This window comes from Arthrobacter sp. Alg241-R88 (assembly GCF_900537115.1).
In the GTDB taxonomy this organism is placed as follows: Bacteria; Actinomycetota; Actinomycetes; order Actinomycetales; family Micrococcaceae; genus Arthrobacter.
Genome location: NZ_UNRG01000002.1, coordinates 53,679 through 70,991 on the forward strand (window position 1 = coordinate 53,679; position 17,313 = coordinate 70,991).

14 protein-coding genes are annotated in these 17,313 nt (G+C 65.0%); all 14 read left to right on the top strand.

The window, feature by feature from the left end:
• The first annotated feature begins 39 nt into the window (after positions 1 to 39).
• The gene (dinB, locus tag G6R19_RS05075; protein WP_240341773.1) at positions 40 to 1,263 is read left to right on the top strand and encodes a DNA polymerase IV; all 1,224 of its coding nucleotides are present in this window, start codon (positions 40 to 42) and stop codon (positions 1,261 to 1,263) included.
• Positions 1,264 to 1,537: 274 nt separating this feature from the next.
• Positions 1,538 to 1,912: a DUF3040 domain-containing protein gene (locus G6R19_RS05080; protein WP_163163024.1), complete on the top strand. Its 375-nt coding sequence runs from the start codon at positions 1,538 to 1,540 to the stop codon at positions 1,910 to 1,912.
• Between the two features lie 374 nt (positions 1,913 to 2,286).
• Positions 2,287 to 2,715: a division/cell wall cluster transcriptional repressor MraZ gene (gene mraZ, locus G6R19_RS05085; protein ID WP_018763545.1), complete on the top strand. Its 429-nt coding sequence runs from the start codon at positions 2,287 to 2,289 to the stop codon at positions 2,713 to 2,715.
• A 166-nt stretch (positions 2,716 to 2,881) separates the two neighbouring features.
• Positions 2,882 to 3,871 (top strand): 16S rRNA (cytosine(1402)-N(4))-methyltransferase RsmH, encoded by a 990-nt coding sequence (gene rsmH, locus G6R19_RS05090; protein WP_163163026.1) that lies wholly within the window; start codon positions 2,882 to 2,884, stop codon positions 3,869 to 3,871.
• Positions 3,871 to 4,599, top strand: a complete 729-nt coding sequence (locus tag G6R19_RS05095) for a hypothetical protein (protein WP_163163028.1) — start codon at positions 3,871 to 3,873, stop codon at positions 4,597 to 4,599. Before rsmH ends, G6R19_RS05095 begins: the two co-directional genes overlap by 1 nt.
• Positions 4,600 to 4,647: 48 nt before the next feature.
• Complete coding sequence (locus tag G6R19_RS05100; protein ID WP_163163030.1) at positions 4,648 to 6,450, top strand: penicillin-binding protein 2; 1,803 nt, start codon at positions 4,648 to 4,650, stop codon at positions 6,448 to 6,450.
• A gap of 83 nt (positions 6,451 to 6,533) precedes the next feature.
• Positions 6,534 to 8,165 (top strand): UDP-N-acetylmuramoyl-L-alanyl-D-glutamate--2,6-diaminopimelate ligase, encoded by a 1,632-nt coding sequence (locus G6R19_RS05105; RefSeq protein ID WP_163163032.1) that lies wholly within the window; start codon positions 6,534 to 6,536, stop codon positions 8,163 to 8,165.
• Positions 8,166 to 8,171: 6 nt separating this feature from the next.
• Positions 8,172 to 9,638: a UDP-N-acetylmuramoyl-tripeptide--D-alanyl-D-alanine ligase gene (gene murF, locus G6R19_RS05110; protein ID WP_163163034.1), complete on the top strand. Its 1,467-nt coding sequence runs from the start codon at positions 8,172 to 8,174 to the stop codon at positions 9,636 to 9,638.
• Positions 9,635 to 10,744, top strand: coding sequence for a phospho-N-acetylmuramoyl-pentapeptide-transferase (gene mraY / locus G6R19_RS05115; RefSeq protein WP_163163036.1), 1,110 nt, complete (start codon positions 9,635 to 9,637; stop codon positions 10,742 to 10,744). Before murF ends, mraY begins: the two co-directional genes overlap by 4 nt.
• A complete protein-coding gene (gene murD / locus G6R19_RS05120; protein ID WP_205484252.1) occupies positions 10,726 to 12,303 on the top strand; it encodes a UDP-N-acetylmuramoyl-L-alanine--D-glutamate ligase in 1,578 nt (525 codons plus the stop codon). The genes mraY and murD overlap by 19 nt, the downstream gene beginning before the upstream one ends.
• A 2-nt stretch (positions 12,304 to 12,305) precedes the next feature.
• Positions 12,306 to 13,664: a putative lipid II flippase FtsW gene (gene ftsW / locus G6R19_RS05125; protein WP_163163040.1), complete on the top strand. Its 1,359-nt coding sequence runs from the start codon at positions 12,306 to 12,308 to the stop codon at positions 13,662 to 13,664.
• Positions 13,665 to 13,671: 7 nt separating this feature from the next.
• Positions 13,672 to 14,772, top strand: a complete 1,101-nt coding sequence (murG, locus tag G6R19_RS05130) for an undecaprenyldiphospho-muramoylpentapeptide beta-N-acetylglucosaminyltransferase (protein ID WP_163164107.1) — start codon at positions 13,672 to 13,674, stop codon at positions 14,770 to 14,772.
• Positions 14,769 to 16,145, top strand: a complete 1,377-nt coding sequence (gene murC / locus G6R19_RS05135) for a UDP-N-acetylmuramate--L-alanine ligase (protein ID WP_163163042.1) — start codon at positions 14,769 to 14,771, stop codon at positions 16,143 to 16,145. The genes murG and murC overlap by 4 nt, the downstream gene beginning before the upstream one ends.
• Entirely contained in the window at positions 16,138 to 17,154 is a 1,017-nt protein-coding gene (locus G6R19_RS05140; protein ID WP_163163043.1) for a cell division protein FtsQ/DivIB, read from the top strand. The genes murC and G6R19_RS05140 overlap by 8 nt, the downstream gene beginning before the upstream one ends.
• The last annotated feature ends 159 nt before the right edge of the window (positions 17,155 to 17,313 follow it).

Here is a 17,313-nt window from a genome sequence, read left to right on the forward strand (position 1 = left end):
CCTCCAGTTTAGTCAGTACAAAGCGATAGGATTGCAGCCGTGGGACCTGTTGGGACGAACGAGCCGGCCGGAGCAGGTCTTCAGCGCCGCAGGCGCAACTGCATTATGCACGTGGACATGGACGCCTTTTTCGTCTCTGTGGAACTCCGCACGCGGCCCGACCTCCGGGGCAAACCCGTCATCGTTGGCTATCCGGCGGAGCGCTCGGTTGTTTTGTCCGCGTCCTACGAAGCCAGGGCGTTCGGCGTTAAGTCCGCCATGCCTATGGCAGTGGCTATGCGCATGTGCCCCCAGGCAGTGATTATCGAGCCCCGGCACAAGGTGTACTACGAAGTTTCCGCCGAGCTGATGGCGATCTTCGGATCGGTTACCGAACTCGTCGAGCCGCTGAGTGTGGACGAAGCGTTCCTGGATGTCGGTGGTGCCATCCGCCGGCTGGGTCCGCCGCGGAGCATCGGTGAGCTCATCCGGAGCCGGGTAGCCGCGGACCTGGGCATTACCGCCTCCGTGGGGATCGCTGAGACAAAATTTGTGGCAAAAATTGCATCCACCCGCTGCAAACCGGACGGTTTGCTCCTGATCGGGCCGGAGGAAACAGTTCCCTATCTCCACAGCCTGCCGGTCGGGGCCCTCTGGGGAGTTGGCGCAAAAACCGCGGATGTCCTGGCGAGGATGGGCATCAAAACCGTGGCGGACCTGGCGGCCACGCCGGTCTCCTCGCTCAAGAAGATGCTGGGCGTCACCGGAATCCACGTACATCAGCTCGCGTGGGGGATAGACCCGCGTCCCGTGACGCCTGTCCGCCTTGAGAAGAGCATCGGGGCTGAGGAAACCTTTGCAGAGGACACCGCCGACGACGCCCTCCTCCACCGCGAACTGCTGCGGCTTTCGCACCGTACTGCAGAGCGGCTGCGAAGTTCCGGAATGGTGGCCCGAACCATCGCCTTGAAGCTGCGCTTCGCGGACTTTTCCACCATCACGCGCAGCCGGACCGTTCAGACGCCCGTGGACAGTGCACAGCTCATCTATGGAGTGGCGCTTCAGCTCCTGGACTCCGTGGCCAGGCCAATGGCTGTCAGGCTGGTAGGAGTGCGGGCCGAGCAGCTTGAAGAAGCAGCGCGGACCTCGCTCCAGCTGAGTATCGACCGCAGGGATGAAAACTGGCGGGCTGCTGAGCAGGCCGTGGACCAGGTGGCGCGCAAATTCGGTGGTCATCCGGTCCTTCCGGCCCGGCTTCTGGAGCCGGGCAGCGGCTCCGGATAAGCCCGGCAAATAGGCCGCCGGAAGCGCGCCGCGAAAGTCATTGCCGTCTTTCAGAACCGCCCTGAACAAACTATCCTTATAGATACAAAGTTTTTGAGTGACGGACTTACTGCCGGACTCTCTTGGACATGCTCCCGCTCCGGCGTCTGCATGCCGGGTTTGCGTTTTCGCCATTGCCGGCGGAGGCGGGAACCACTAAGGCATGCCGGACGTTATCCGAGCAGAAGTAGTGGCTGGGACCAGCCCGGACGTTGGCCTACAAAAGGAGGTCGTGATGCCGCTGTCGGAGCACGAACAGAAGCTGCTTGAGCAGCTGGAGAAGCAGCTTCACGAGGATGACCCAAAGTTCGCGAATTCCATGGGGTCGGACCCCGGGCGCTCGTGGTCGACGAGACACGTCGTGATCGGCGTCCTTGGTGCGCTGGCAGGCGTCTTCCTCTTGCTGGTGGGCGTTACCCTCCAAAATATATTTGTTGGTGTCCTGGGCTTCGTTGTGATGGGGGGCGGCGTCTACTTCGCCACCATGCGCAGCAGCTCTTCCGGCGCGAAGGGCGCCAAGTCCGGCACCGGTAAAGCCGGCAAACAGCGGAGCTCCTTCATGAGCAGCCTGGAGGAACGCTGGGACGAGAGGCGCAGGGGCGAGCCCTAGCCTCAAGGAGCGCCCCTGATCCGGAAGCCCCCCCGGTACCCCACTTTGCTCCCCCCGGTGGGGGATCGCGCCAAAAAGACCCGCTTCGGCGGGTCTTTTCGCGTTTAACCGGGCTCGAAAACCGGCGGCGGCCAATCCCGCCGGTGCATTGGGGTTTCGCTCAGGCGGATAGCGGCCCGGGCACGGGGAAAGTCCTCCACTTCCCACCACCACAGCAATTCCGCGCAATTTAGCGGCTGAATTCCCAATAATTGCGCCTCCACACCCCCTTTTCGCGTTGACTGTGGGGGAAAGTGGAGTAATGTGGAGGACATAAGAGGGTGGTTGCAACATAGGGGATGTGCAGTTCCTGACATCGGACAGGCGGTGGGCCAGTGTTTCTGGGCACGCATTCGCCACGTCTGGATGAAAAGGGACGGATCATTCTCCCCGCGAAGTTCCGGGAGGAACTTGCCAGCGGACTGGTTCTCACCAGGGGCCAGGAACGTTGCATCTACGTCTTCAGCGAGAAGGAATTTGCCCGGGTTCACGAGCAAATGCGGGAGGCGCCAATCTCCTCAAAACAGGCGCGGGACTATATCCGCGTCTTTCTCTCTGGAGCCTCTGACGAGGTACCTGACAAGCAGGGGCGCGTGACCATTCCACCGGCGCTCCGGGAGTACGCAGGACTCGGGAGGGAACTGGCCGTCATTGGCGCCGGAACCCGCGCCGAGATCTGGGACGCCCAGGCTTGGAATGAGTACCTCGCGGAGAAGGAGACAGCCTTTTCCGAAACCGATGACCCCATTCCGGGCATTCTCTGACCGGAACAGGGCAGCGGGCAGCTTTCTTGGCTGAGATCTCCAGCCGGCCCATCGGCAGGCCAACCTGGCTCACTTCCCCGGAGCCAGGCGGGCAGGACGATAGGCGCGGATGGGGATCTGGGCCAAGAACCCACCAGGTGACAGCGACGGCGAGAAAGGACGAGGCATGAACGATCAACCGAAGCCTACGTCCGAACGCCATGTGCCGGTCCTGCGGGACCGGTGCATCAATTTGTTGGCTCCCGGTTTTGAAGCCGCCAGGAGCCGCGGTGAAACACCGGTGGCCATCGATGCGACCCTGGGAATGGGCGGCCACTCCGAGGCCATGCTGCAGCGCTTTCCGGACCTGCACCTGATCGGCATCGACCGGGATGAAGAAGCCCTTGCCCTCGCTGGGGAACGGCTGGCGCCCTTTGAGGCACGGACCGACCTGGTGCACGCCGTCTACGACGAAATCCAGGAAGTCATCGCCGACCTCGGCGTCCCCGAAGTCCACGGAATCCTGATGGACCTGGGCGTTTCCTCGCTCCAGCTGGACGAGCGCGAACGGGGCTTTGCGTACTCGTTCGACGCTCCGTTGGACATGCGAATGGATACCAGCCGGGGCCAGACCGCAGCTGACGTCGTGAACAACTACAGCGAAGAGGAACTCGTCCGGATTATCCGGAAGTGGGGCGAAGAGAAGTTCGCCGGCCGGATTGCGAACAGGATCGTCGCCTCCCGGGCCGTCAAACCTTTCACCACGACGGGTGAACTGGTGGAGCAGATCCGCGCCGTCGTTCCCGCGGGAGCGGCCAAGTCCGGCGGCCATCCGGCCAAGAGGACCTTCCAAGCACTTCGGATCGAGGTCAACGAGGAACTCGACGTCCTGGAACGCGCCGTTCCCGCGGCCGTGGATTCCACAGCACTGGGCGGCCGCATTGTGGTGATGTCCTATCACTCGCTGGAGGACAAGATCGTCAAGGGAGTCTTTCAGGCGCGCTCCAAATCCTCCGCTCCACTCGGTTTCCCCGTGGAGCTGGAAGAACATAAACCGGAACTGAAGACCCTGACCAAAGGCACCGAGGTGCCAACCGCCGTCGAAATCGCCGAAAACCCCCGCGCCGCCTCAGCAAGGCTGCGTGCGGTGGAACGTATCCGAACCAGGAGAGCTTAATGAGCACAGCTGCCGTCAAGAACTTTCCCGTCGTTTCCGGTTCGGCCGCCAAGCAGCTTCCTGCGGGTTCGCCGGCCGGGCCGCGACGGAGCCGCACCCCGCTCTCCGTAGTCCGGACCGTTCCCCGCAAGCGCCGCGCCCCCTTCGTGGTGCTGTGCTTCGCCATGCTTGCCGTTGCGCTGATCGCCGTTCTTGTCCTGAACATTTCGGTGTCCACGGCGCAGTACCAGCTGGTGGAACTGCGCGCCAAGCAGAGCACGCTGACCAAGCAGAACCAGGATCTCACCCAGCAGGTCCAGAACTTCGAAGCACCCCAGAACCTTGCCGCCCAAGCAACGAAACTGGGGATGGTGCCTTCCACCGTGAAGGGCCAGATTGACCTGTCCACCCTGTCCGTCACCGGCAAGGCAACCCCCGCTGTCAAGGACGGCGCTGCCGGGGCCGTTATCCCGGCGCCCGCTGTCGCCGGCCAGCTGACAGTGGTTCCGCCGGCAACCAAACGCGACCCCCTGGAAGCCCGGAAACCCGTCGAGGACACGCCTGCAGCGGCCGCCTCCGGCACTGCCCGTGACGCAGCCTCCGGCAATGCCCCGGCAGCTGCAGCCTCCGGTGCTGCGGCTGACGCCGCGCCCGCACAGACTCCGCCGTCGGCGGCTCCGGCAGTGCCGCCCGTGGAGCTCCACGGCGGATCGGTTCCGGCGCCCGAGCAGAAGGTTCCCGGACAGTAGGCCCGCAGGTCTGACAGGCAACAAGGTCGAGCAGCAAGGAATTTTACGGTGGCGCAGAGGACCGGCAAGGCAAGAAGCGGCAAGGTACCGAACGCCAAAAAGCGTCTCCGCCTGGGCCTTGGCATGATGCTGACGCTCCTGCTGGTGGTGGGCGGGAAACTCTTCCTCGTCCAGGGACTGGACGTCGGGGGAATGGCCGAAGCCGCGCTTAACAGCCGCATGAAGCGGACCGTCCTGCCTGCCGAGAGGGGCAGCATCCTGGACTCCCGCGGCACGGTGCTGGCCAACAGCGTAATCCGCTACAACGTGGTGGTGGACCAGCGGGTGAACACGAAGACGGAAACGTTCAAGCGCCTGGACACGGTGGACGGCAAAGAAAAGCTGGTGGACGTCAGCCGGGACCAGGGGCTCACGGAGCTTGCCGCAGCCCTGGGCATGGAAAAGGATGCAATCCGGGACGCCGTTACTGGCGAGCAGCCCTATTACATTGTGGCCAAGGACGTGAAGCCGGACATCGAGGACCGGATCTCCAAGCTGCAGATACCCGGCATCGTCACGGAGGGCGTCAGCAAGCGGGTCTATCCCAATGGTTCCGTCGCGGGCGGAATCATCGGGTTCCTGCAGGACGGCGCTACGGGCCTGGCCGGTATAGAACAGACCCAGGACGGACTGCTGAAGGGCGCGGACGGCGAACGCCTTTTCGAGATCGGAGCTGACGGCCTTCGCATCCCCGTGGGCGTGGATGAGCTGACCTCGCCACAGGACGGCAAGGACGTCAAGCTCACCCTCAACTCGGACCTGCAGTACTTTGCGCAGCAGGCCATCCAGAGCCAGTCGGACAAGCTCGGCGCCGAGTGGGGCGTCATCATTGTGATGGACGCCAAGACCGGCGACCTGGTGGCCATGGCAGACACCAATTCCCCTGATCCCAATGACCCAGGCCGGGTGGCGGCCAAGGACCGCGGGGTCCGCGCCGTCACGGCTGCATACGAGCCCGGATCCGTTGAGAAGATGATGACGGCAGCCGCACTGATCGAAGAGGGCAAGGCCAAACCGCTTGATTCGTTTACCCTCGGCCCCACCTACACCGTGGACGGGCAGACCTTCAGCGACTCGTTTGCCCATGGCACCGAGGAGCGCACCCTCGCAGGCATCCTGGGTTACTCGATGAACACCGGCACCGTTATGGCCGGCCAGCGCCTGAGCAAGGAGCAGCGGTACGAGTGGCTGAAGAAGTTTGGCATCGGCGAGGCACCGGAGATCGGGCTGCCGGCCACAGCCTCGGGTATCCTCACGCCCTGGCAGCAGTGGGACGGGCGCCAGGAGTACACGGTGTTGTTCGGCCAGGGCGTGTCCCAGTCCACGCTCCAGACAGTGCGGGCGTTCCAGTCCATAGCCAACAACGGGGTGATGCTGCAGCCCCGGCTCATCGACGCATACATTTCCCCGGACGGAACAGAGGAAAAGGTGCCGGCCGCACCGTCCCGGCAGATCGTGTCGGAGGATACCGCCCAGCAGGTCCAGGACATCCTCGAAAGCGCCGTTACCGAGGGGCAAATCAAGGACGCGGCCATCGACGGCTACCGGGTGGGCGCAAAGACGGGTACCTCCGAATCACCATGCGACGACGGCAAATCCGGGTTCTGCGGCTACACCGCCTCGATGGTGGGTATGGCACCGATGGATGATCCGCGGTTTATTGTGGAGGTGGTACTCCAGCGGCCCAAGGGCAGCATCTACGGGATTACCAACGGGCCGGTCTTCCGGTCGGTCATGAGCCAGGCACTGCGGACCTACAACGTCCAGCCGTCCACAGGCGAACCGGCCCGGCTGCCCCAGTTCGCCAAGTAGCATCCCGGCGGCAGCAGTCCGCACCAGCAGCACTACCGGTTCATCCATGCCGGGCACGATCCACTAGCACCATCGGAGATTCCTTGTCTGAGCTCAACCCGTCCGATAGCCGCGCCGTCCCGGAGGGACCGTCCGGCCAGGGCTTCCGCCCGTCAACTGTTGAAGCGGTCCGGCTGGCAAGCATTTGCGATGCCATCGGTGTGGCCGTTCCCGGCGCGGCGGCGGAGGTGGCAGTCACCGGGATTTCTTTGAACTCGCGCGCCGTGGAGCCGGGGGACCTTTACGTCGCACTCCCGGGTGCCGCCCGCCATGGCGCCGACTTCGTTCCGCAGGCCATCGAAGCGGGAGCAGTCGCCGTCCTCACTGACGACGCCGGCGCAAGGCTGCTGGCGCTGTCCACCGACATTCCGGTACCGGTACTCATCGTGGACTCACCCCGCAATGTGGTGGGGCCGCTGTCCGCCTTGATCTATCAGAGCCAGCCGGGCGCCGGGCAGCCGCAGTTGTTTGGCGTCACAGGCACCAACGGAAAGACCACCACCACCTATTTCATCAACTCGCTGCTGCGCGCGCTGGGCCGGAAGACCGGGTTGATCGGCACCATTGAGATTCATGCCGGGGGCGATCCGATTCCCAGCCTGCTCACCACACCCGAATCTACGGATGTCCACGCGTTGCTGGCCCTCATGCGGGAACGGGGACTGGCAGCGGCCGCCATGGAAGTCTCGTCCCACGCTATTTCCTTCCAGCGGGTGGACGGGGTGCTGTTTGATGTTGCTGGCTTCACCAACCTGACCCAGGACCACCTGGACCTGCACCTCACCATGGACGACTACTTCGCCACCAAGGCGGAGCTCTTTACGCCCCGCCGGGCGCGTGCGGCCGTGGTAACGGTCGACGACGAGTGGGGCCGCCGTCTTGCCGGCGGCGCGAAAGTGCCGGTCACCACGCTCGCCACCTCTGCCGGGACCGTTGCCGACTGGACTGTCACGAGGACTGCCGCGCGCGGGCTCGGTACAGAATTCACGCTGAGCGGCCCCGACAGCGCCGTGCTCACAGTGCACACCGGCCTCCCCGGCAGCTTCAACGTTGCCAACGCGGCGCTGGCCGCGGTAATGGTCCTGACGGCAGGCGTGGACGCCGGTACACTGCAGGCAGCACTGGACGAGTCGGACCCCTTCACCGTTGCGGTGCCCGGACGCATGCAGCTGGTTTCCGAAGCGCCCGCCGCAATCGTGGACTTCGCCCACAACACGGATGCGCTGGCCAGGGCCATTGAGGCGGTACGGTCCCCCCAGCCCGGATCCAACCTCATCGTCGTGTTTGGTGCCACCGGCCAGCGCGACCAGGGTAAACGCCCTGCAATGGGTGCCATCGCCGCCCGGCTCGCGGACACCGTTATCATCACCGATGACGACCCCCACGACGAGGACGCCGCTGCCATTCGCGCCGACGTCCTGGCAGGAGCCCTGGAAGCGAAAGAAAAAGACTCCCTGGCCTGTGAAGTCCTGGAGGTCTTCCCCCGCGCCGATGCCATCCGCCATGCCGTCGCGCTGGCACAGCCGGAGGACACCATCCTGGTGGCAGGCAGGGGCCACGAGGTGTGGCAGGAGGTCAAAGGCGTCAACCTTGCCCTCGACGACAGGGTGGAACTGCGCAGCGCCTTGACAGCCAGGGGATTCAACGTTCTCCGAGACGACCGGATAGAGTCCTAGACCGAGATGATTGCATTTACTGCGGCGGAGATCGCCGAAATCACTAACGGGCGCCTGGACGCCGATCCCGGGATCACGCCCCTTTCGGTGGTCACGGACTCACGCGAATCCACACACGGTTCGCTCTACGTCGCAAAGCCGGGTGAGCACGCGGACGGCCACGACTTCGTGGCGGCCGCCTTCGCAGCAGGCGCCACGTTGGCTCTGGCGGAGCGTCCGGTGTCCGCACCGGACGGGACCCCCTATCCCTCCGTCCTGGTTCCGGATGCCGTGCTTGCCATGGGGGCACTTGCCGCAGAGGCCGTACGCAGGATCCGTGCTGCGCGCAACCGGGAAGGCAGCGAACTCACAGTGGTGGGGATCACCGGCTCGGCCGGAAAGACCACCACCAAGGATCTGCTCGCAGGAATCCTGGCAACGCAGGGGAATACCGTGGCGCCGCAGGGGTCCTACAACGGCGAGATCGGCGTTCCGCTCACGGTCTTCCGCGCCGGAACAGACACGCGCTACCTCGTGATCGAGATGGGCGCCACCGGAATCGGCCACATCCGTTACCTCGCGGAGATGGTTAAGCCCGATATCGGCGTAGTGCTCGCCGTGGGAACTGCCCACGCGGGGGAGTTCGGGGGAGTGGAGAACATCGCCCTGGCCAAGGGGGAGCTTGTTGAAGCCCTTGCCCCGGCAGGCACCGCCGTCGTAAACCTCGACGACGAGCGGGTGGCCGTGATGCGCGCCCGCACGTCGGCGTCGGTCCTTGGATATTCCGCGGAAGGCCGCGGGGACGCTGCCGTACAAGCACTTAACGCCGACACCAATGCCGGGGGCCATCCCGAATTCGACCTCCAGCTGCCGGACGGCGAAACCGGCCTCCACGTCAGCAGCCGCCTCATCGGCGCGCACCATGTAGGCAACCTCCTGGCCGCCGCAGCCGCAGCGTGGGCTGCGGGGGTGCCCGGACAGGCCATAGCCAACTCCCTCAGCAGCCAGACTGCCGCCAGCCGGTGGCGCATGGAGCGCACTGAGCGGGCAGACGGCGTCACCATCATCAACGATGCCTACAACGCCAACCCCGAATCCATGCGTGCCGCCCTGCGGACACTGGCGGACCTGGGCCGTGGCAGGCGTACCTGGGCCGTGCTGGGAGCAATGCTGGAACTCGGCGAGGACTCCATCAGGGAACATACCGCCGTGGGCACCCAGGTGGTCCGGCTCAACATATCCCGCCTGCTGGTGGTGGGCAGGGAAGCCCGGGCGCTGTATGTGTCAGCGGTTCAGGAGGGCTCCTGGGGCGATGAATGCCTCTTCGCGGAAACAGTGGAAGAGGCCTACGAACTGCTGGACTCCGAACTCCAGCCAGGGGACCTGGTGCTGTTCAAGTCCTCGAACAGCGTGGGACTTCGCCATTTGGGCGATCGGATAGCATTACCCCGACAAACCCCGCAACCCGCCGATGAAAGGAGCACTCTGCTGTGATTGCACTTTTGATCGGCGCCGGCCTGGCACTCTTATTCGCCCTGGTGGGGACGCCGCTCTTTATCCGGCTGCTGGTCCGCCGCGGCTATGGCCAGTTCATCAGGGACGATGGTCCCACCTCGCACCACACAAAACGCGGCACGCCCACCATGGGCGGGACAGTGGTGGTGACGGCGGTACTGCTGAGCTACGGCCTCACCCACCTGATCATGCTGATGGTGAACCCGGACTCTCCGGGCCCCTCCGCTTCCGCCCTCATCCTGCTGTTCCTTATGGTGGGAATGGGCCTGGTGGGATTCCTGGACGATTTCATCAAGATCTCCAGGCAGCGCAGCCTCGGCCTGAACGCCAAGGCAAAACTGATCCTGCAGGCAGCGGTAGGCATCATCTTCGCGGTCCTTGCCCTGAACTTTCCCAACGGGGCCGGCGTCACGCCGGCCTCCACTAAAATTTCCCTGGTCCGTGACCTGCCCTGGCTGGACCTTGCCTTCGGCGGAACTGTCCTCGGGGCCATCCTCTTTGTGGTCTGGTCCAACCTGATTGTCACCGCCGCAACCAACGGCGTGAACCTGACCGATGGCCTCGACGGCCTCGCCGCAGGTGCCTCTGTGATGGTGTTCGGTGCCTACACGCTGATGGGAATCTGGCAGAGCAACCAGGCCTGCGGCTCACCCCGCGAGGCCGGCAGCGGTTGCTATTCCGTCCGTGATCCCCTCGACCTCGCGCTGCTGGCAGCCATCATGAGCGCCGCGCTGGTGGGCTTCCTGTGGTGGAACACTTCGCCGGCCAAGATCTTTATGGGCGACACCGGTTCGCTGGCCATTGGCGGCGCCATCGCCGGTTTCGCCATCCTGTCCCGGACCGAACTGCTGCTGGGCATCATCGGCGGACTGTTCGTCCTGATCACCCTGTCCGTCATCATCCAGGTGGGCTACTTCAAAGCCACCGGCGGTAAGCGTGTCTTTAAGATGGCCCCACTGCAGCACCACTTCGAACTGCAGGGCTGGGCGGAAGTGACAGTGGTGGTCCGGTTCTGGATCCTGGGCGGGCTCTTCGTCGCCGTCGGGCTCGGCATTTTCTACGCTGAATGGGTTGTGCTCCTGTGACCGTTTCCTCCCGCCTCAAGAACCTCACCAGCTGGGACTCAGACTGGTCCGGACTCCGGGTAGCCGTGACCGGCATTGGCGTCTCCGGTTTCGCGGCGGCCGACACCCTCATCGAACTGGGTGCCCGCGTGGTGGTGGTGGATGCCGCCACCAGCGCGACGGCCAAGGCTCACGCAGAAACCCTCAAAATCGTAGGTGCAGCCGATGTGCTGCTCGGCGAGGAGGCAGTTACCCGCATTCCCAGGATCGATGGCGAACTTCCCGAACTCATCGTGACCTCACCGGGGTGGCGCCCGGACCAGGCCCTCCTGGCAGCCGCCGCCAGGGCGCACATCCCGGTGTGGGGCGACGTCGAACTGGCCTGGCGCGTACGCGTGCGGGAAGGCCGCAAGACGGCGGATTGGCTCGCCATCACGGGAACGAACGGTAAGACAACCACTGTGGGCCTCACCGAATCCATGCTGCGCGCTGCCGGGCTGAAGGCCATCGCCGTCGGCAACGTTGGCACCCCTATCCTGGACGCCCTCCGCGATCCTGTGGAGTACGACGTCTTCGCCGTCGAACTCTCGAGCTTCCAGCTCCACTGGGCGGAGTCGCTCTCGCCCGTGGCCAGCGTCTGCCTGAACGTGGCCGAGGACCATGTTGACTGGCACGGCTCCTACGATTCCTACCTCGCCGACAAGGCGAAGGTCTATGAGCAGACCCAAAAGGCCTGCATTTACAACGCCGAGCAAATTGAAACTGAACGCATGGTGGAAAATGCCGACGTGATGGAGGGCTGCCGCGCCGTCGGTTTCACCACTGTCACCCCGGCCATCAGCATGCTCGGCGTGGTGGAGGGACTGCTCGTGGACCGGGCGTTCATCGCCGAACGCAAGGACAGTGCGGCGGAGCTCGCTTCGATGAGCGACCTGGGGGCCTTTGCGCCGCGCCACATGGTGGCCAACGCCCTGGCCGCCGCCGGTCTGGTACGCGCCTACGGGGTCGAGGCGAAGGCCGTGCGCCAGGGCATCCAGGACTACATCCCCGGTGACCACCGCATCCAGCCCGTAGCCCGCCAAGATGGTGTGCTGTGGGTAAACGACTCCAAAGCCACGAACCCCCATGCGGCGGCAGCCTCGCTGGCTACGTTCAGCAACGTCATTTGGATCGCCGGGGGCCTCTCCAAGGGAGTGACCTACGACGACCTGGTCCGGGAGCACGTCCAGCGGCTCAAGGCCGTGGTCCTCATCGGAAGCGACACCTCGGCGCTCATGGAGGCCCTCCAGCGACACGCACCGGATGTCCCCGTGATCATCCCGGGGACGGGTGAAACTGAAGAGGTGCAGACTGCCGAAGCGGCTGGCGCCGTCCAAACCGGCACTTCCGTGCCCGGTGAAACGGTGATGGCCAGAGCCGTGGCGTCAGCAGCACAGCTCGCCGAGTCCGGCGATACTGTGCTGATGGCTCCGGCAGCTGCTTCCATGGATCAGTTCTCTTCCTATGCTCACCGTGGTGACACTTTCATCGAAGCTGTCCGCGAGCTGGTGGAAGGGCAGGCCCAGACCGGCGAGGAGTAACAATGGTCAGCACGCCAACGCGCCCGCAGCCAGCCAAACAGCAGCCACATAAGCAGCAGGCCGGCAAGCCACGCCCCGGCTCCTCGGCAACGGCCGGCGCGCGCCAGTCAGCGGCGACCGCCCGTCTCCGGACCGTCTACCGCCGGTTCTGGTCTGCACTGGAGGGGACCGGGACCTCGCGGAACGGCTCCACGTACTACCTCATCCTGGGATCCACCCTGGCATTGACGGCCATCGGCATCATGATGGTGCTCTCGGCCTCCAGTGTTGAATCCATTGCTGCCGGAAAATCGCCGTACGGCGACGCCCTGAAGCAAGGAATGTTTGCTGCCATCGGCATCTTCACCATGTTTGTGCTGTCCCGGATCAATGTCACCTGGCTTAAGCGGCTCGCCTGGCCGGCGATCGGGGCCGCGGTGGTCCTGCTTGCCCTGGTGCAGGTGGTCGGCGACGAAGTCAACGGCAACAAAAACTGGATTGACCTCGGTGGCATCACCTTCCAGCCGTCGGAGGCATCAAAACTTGCCTTGGCGCTCTGGATGGCCACAGTCCTGGCCATGAAGGGAAAGCTGCTCAGCCGGGCAGTGCATGTGTTCGTCCCGGCCGTCCCGATGGCCATCATTATCGTTGGCCTGGTCCTGGTGGGAAACGACCTCGGCACCGCCATGATCATCATGATGATCACGGCTGCCGCACTATTCTTTGCCGGTGCACCTCTCTATCTCTTCGGCATCGCAGGTCTTGCGGCTGCCGCCGGAACGGCTGTTATGGCGGTGACCAGTTCAAACCGCATGTGCCGCATCACGTCCTGGTGGACAGGTGAGTCCTGCGCCAATGGCATCGATGCCAACTACCAGGCAACCAACGGGCTCTACGGCCTGGCCTCCGGCGGCTGGTTCGGGGTGGGCCTGGGGCAAAGCCGGCAGAAATACAGCTGGATCCCTGAAGCCCACAACGACTTCATCTTCGCCATCATCGGCGAGGAACTCGGACTGGTGGGCACCGTCGTCGTCCTCATCCTCTTCGCCATCCTCGGTGCAGCCATCTACCGGGTGGTGGTGGCACAGGAAGGCATGTTCCACCGGGTGCTTGCCGGCACCATCATGGTGTGGCTGCTCGGCCAGGCAACGGTGAACATGTCGGTGGTGACCGGGCTGATGCCCGTCATCGGCGTACCGCTGCCCTTCATTTCCTACGGCGGGTCCGCCCTGCTGATGTCCCTTTGCGCCATCGGAGTGGTGCTCTCCCTGGCCCGCGAGCAGATGGCCCCGGCGATCCGGCCCAAACGGATGCTGAAGTTCAAGACCAAGCAGGCCCGCGCCACGGCGCCCAAGAAGAAGACTGCAAGAAAGCGTGCCTAAGCCCCATATGACGTCCCAGAATCCCTCCATTGTCCTGGCGGGCGGCGGAACCGCCGGCCACATCAGTCCACTCCTCGCCATCGCGGCTGCCGTCCGCACGGCAGCGCCAGGCGCCGCCATCCTCGCGGTGGGAACACCGGCAGGAATGGAAACGCGCCTGGTTCCCGCCGCCGGTGTTGAGCTGGCGACGATTGACCGCGTGCCCTTCCCAAGAAAACCTTCCGCGGACCTCCTTCGCCTCCCTGGCCGGCTCGGCGGCGCCGTACGGCAGGCAGGCGCCATCCTGGACAAGGCCGGCGCGGACGTCGTGGTGGGCGTGGGCGGTTACGTGTGCACGCCGATGTACCTCGCCGCACGGAAACGCGGTATCCCCATCGTGATCCATGAGGCCAACATCCGGCCCGGCCTGGCGAACAGGGTGGGCGCCCTGTTCACGAAGCGCGTGGCAGTGGCATTCGACACCACCCCGCTGAAGGGCGCCCTGCACGTGGGCATGCCCATGCGCACTGAAATCTCGCACCTCGACCGGACGGCCGCCCGCACCGCAGCCCGGGAGGCGCTGGGATTGGATGCCGCCAAGCCCACACTGATCGTCACCGGCGGTTCGTCCGGCGCGCAGAGCATCAACCGGACCATCGCCGCCTCCCTCGGGCAGCTGGCCGACGCCGGCATCCAGACCCTGCACATCACCGGGCGGGGCAAGTCAATCCTGGACGACGGCGGCAAGCCGCTCGCCGCCGACGGCTATCGGCAGGTGGAGTACATCGACGGGATGGAGCTGGCTTACGCTGCGGCCGATGTGCTGCTGGCCCGTTCCGGTGCGGCGACGGTATGCGAGATTGCCGCCGTCGGTGTGCCGGCCGTCCTGGTCCCGCTGCCCATCGGCAACGGGGAACAGGCGCTCAATGCGGCGGGGCTCGTTGCCGCCGGCGGCGCCGTGCTCGTTGCCGACCGGGACTTCACGTCCGGGTGGGTGGGCAGCGAACTCATCCCCCTCGTCACCGACGAGTCCCGCCTCGCCACCATGGCAGCCAATTCATACCGGCTTGGCATCCGAAACGCCGACCAGCGCATGGCTGGTCTTGTCCTGGAAGCGGTATCCGCATGAGTTCCGTCAGTAACCCTGGCCTTGCCGCCTTGGGGAAGGTCCACTTCGTCGGCGTCGGCGGCGTGGGCATGTCCGCCGTCGCTCGGATCATGGTGGCCCGCGGTGTACCCGTGAGCGGCTCGGACGCCAAGGACCTTCCCGTTATGGCCGACCTTGCCGCTGCCGGTGCACGCATCGCCGTTGGATATGACGCAGCCAACATGGCGGATGCACAGACCGTGGTGGCCGGTTCCGCCATCCGGGCGGACAACCCGGAAGTGATGGCAGCAAGGGAAGCAGGTGTGCCGGTGCTGCACCGCTCCGAAGCACTGGCCGCAACCATGGGGGAGGACGTGGTGGTGACCGTGGCCGGGACACACGGCAAGTCCACCACTACATCAATGGTCGCTGTCCTGTTGCAGGGTGCCGGCCTGGACCCCTCTTTTGCCATCGGCGCCAATGTTCCGGCCCTTGGCGTCAATGCAGCGTCGGGAACATCAGGGATTTTTGTGGCCGAGGCAGACGAATCGGACGGGTCCTTCCTGAACTACCGGCCCAGCATCGCGGTGGTGACCAATGTGGAACCGGACCATCTGGACTACTACGGCACTGCGGAGGCAGTCTATGAATCCTTTGACCGCTTCACCGCCCTGCTGCCGGCTGACGGCGTGCTGATCGCCTGCGCCGATGATGCCGGGGCACTGGCCCTCGCAGAGCGGACCCGGGCCCGGGGCAACACCCGCGTGGTGCTCTACGGGACAGGCGCTGGGGCGGACTTGGTGCTGCACGACGGCGGCCCCGGAGACGTTGCGGTGTCCACGCCGGCCGGCAGCTTCCAACTCGAACTCCAGGTACCCGGCCGGCACAACGCCCTCAACGCCGCGGCCGCCTTTGCCGTGGCCCTTGAACTGGGCGTCGAAGCTGCAGTGGCTGCCGGTGCCCTGGCACAGTTCTCAGGGGCTTCACGGCGCTTCGAGCTGAAGGGGCAGGCACGGGGCGTGCGGGTCTTCGACGACTACGCCCACCACCCCACGGAAGTCCGGGCAGCCCTCGCCGCAGCCCGGTCCGTAGCCGGCAGCCACAAGGTGCATGTCCTGTTCCAGCCGCACCTGTTCTCGCGGACCAGGGAATTCGCCCGTGAATTCGCGGAGGCCCTGAACCTCGCCGATACTGCCTGGGTGCTGGATATCTACCCCGCCCGTGAGGATCCGATTCCCGGCGTCACAAGCCACCTCATCGCTGACCACCTGGACGACGGCGGGCGGCTGGTCCGCGCCGCGGATGCCGTGGCTGCCCTCGCCTCCGCCGCCGGCGACGGGGACATCGTCCTCACGGCTGGCGCTGGTGATGTGACGGCATACGGTCCGCAGATCGTCGAGGCCCTGGGTGCCTAGCTCCCGCCGCCCCACGTACGCTTCCACCGGCAGGCGTCCTGCCGCTGGGAACACTGCCGCTGGAAACACCACCGCTGGAAACACTCCCGCGGGCAGCACTTCCGGCCGGAACCAGCGCCCGGGCACCGCCAGCCGGGATGCGGGCAACGGCCCTGACGTCATTTCGGCCTCCCGGCCGGTAGCCGACCCCGCTCCGCAGTCGCCCAAAGAGGCGAAGAAAACCAGGTTCGCGGGCCGAAAGAAGGAAAACCCCGCGGAAAGCTCCACTGCTTCCGGGGGCCCAGCCGGCAATGTCCTGGCGTTTCCGGAACCCAAGGGCAAGCGGCGTAAACGGAAAGTACTGGCCGTGGCAGGCACCCTGGTTGCGGCCGTGGCCGCGCTGCTGGCCGCGGCGGTCTTTTCCCCGGTACTTGCCGTGAATACGATCTCAGTTTCCGGGACCCGCCTGCTGACGCCTGCCCAGGTGCAGACTGCGCTGGAACCCCTGCGCGGGAAGCCCCTGCCCCAAATCACGGATGAGGAAGTCGGGCGCCTTCTTGAACCGCTGGTCCAGGTCAAGTCCGTCTCCGCTGAAGCACGCCCGCCGTCGGCCCTGGCGGTAGAGGTTCGCGAACGCGTGCCCGTGGCGCTGGTCAAGCAGGGGGAGCAGTACCAGCTGGTCGACGTCGAGGGCATCCAGCTGGCAGCTACCGACGACCCGTCGTCCGTCTCGCTGCCGGTGATCGACGGCGGTGCCGGCACCATCGGCAAGGAGCTCTTCCGCGCCACGGCAGAGGTGCTGGGCGCCCTTCCGGCAGATGTGCTCGCGAAGCTGTCCAACGCGTCAGCACAGTCAGTGGACGCGGTGGAACTCAAACTTGTGGACGGCCAGACCATCATCTGGGGCAACGCGGGGGAGAAGGAACTCAAGGCCAAAGTACTGGCCGCCCTCCTCAAGGTCCCGGCGGATCCCAAAAACCCGGTTAAGGTGTACGACGTGAGCGTTCCCCGGCACCCGGTGACCCGCTGACACGCTTTCTTTTCGGTATTAATCCGACACGCGGAGCCGGTTATTGAATGTGTGAACCAGAGGAAATACCGTCACAGACATGAGTTACTTGACATAACTATAACCTTCAACTCGAAGGTTAAGGTTGCAGGCACTAAGCTCTTCATCAGATTTCGCAAT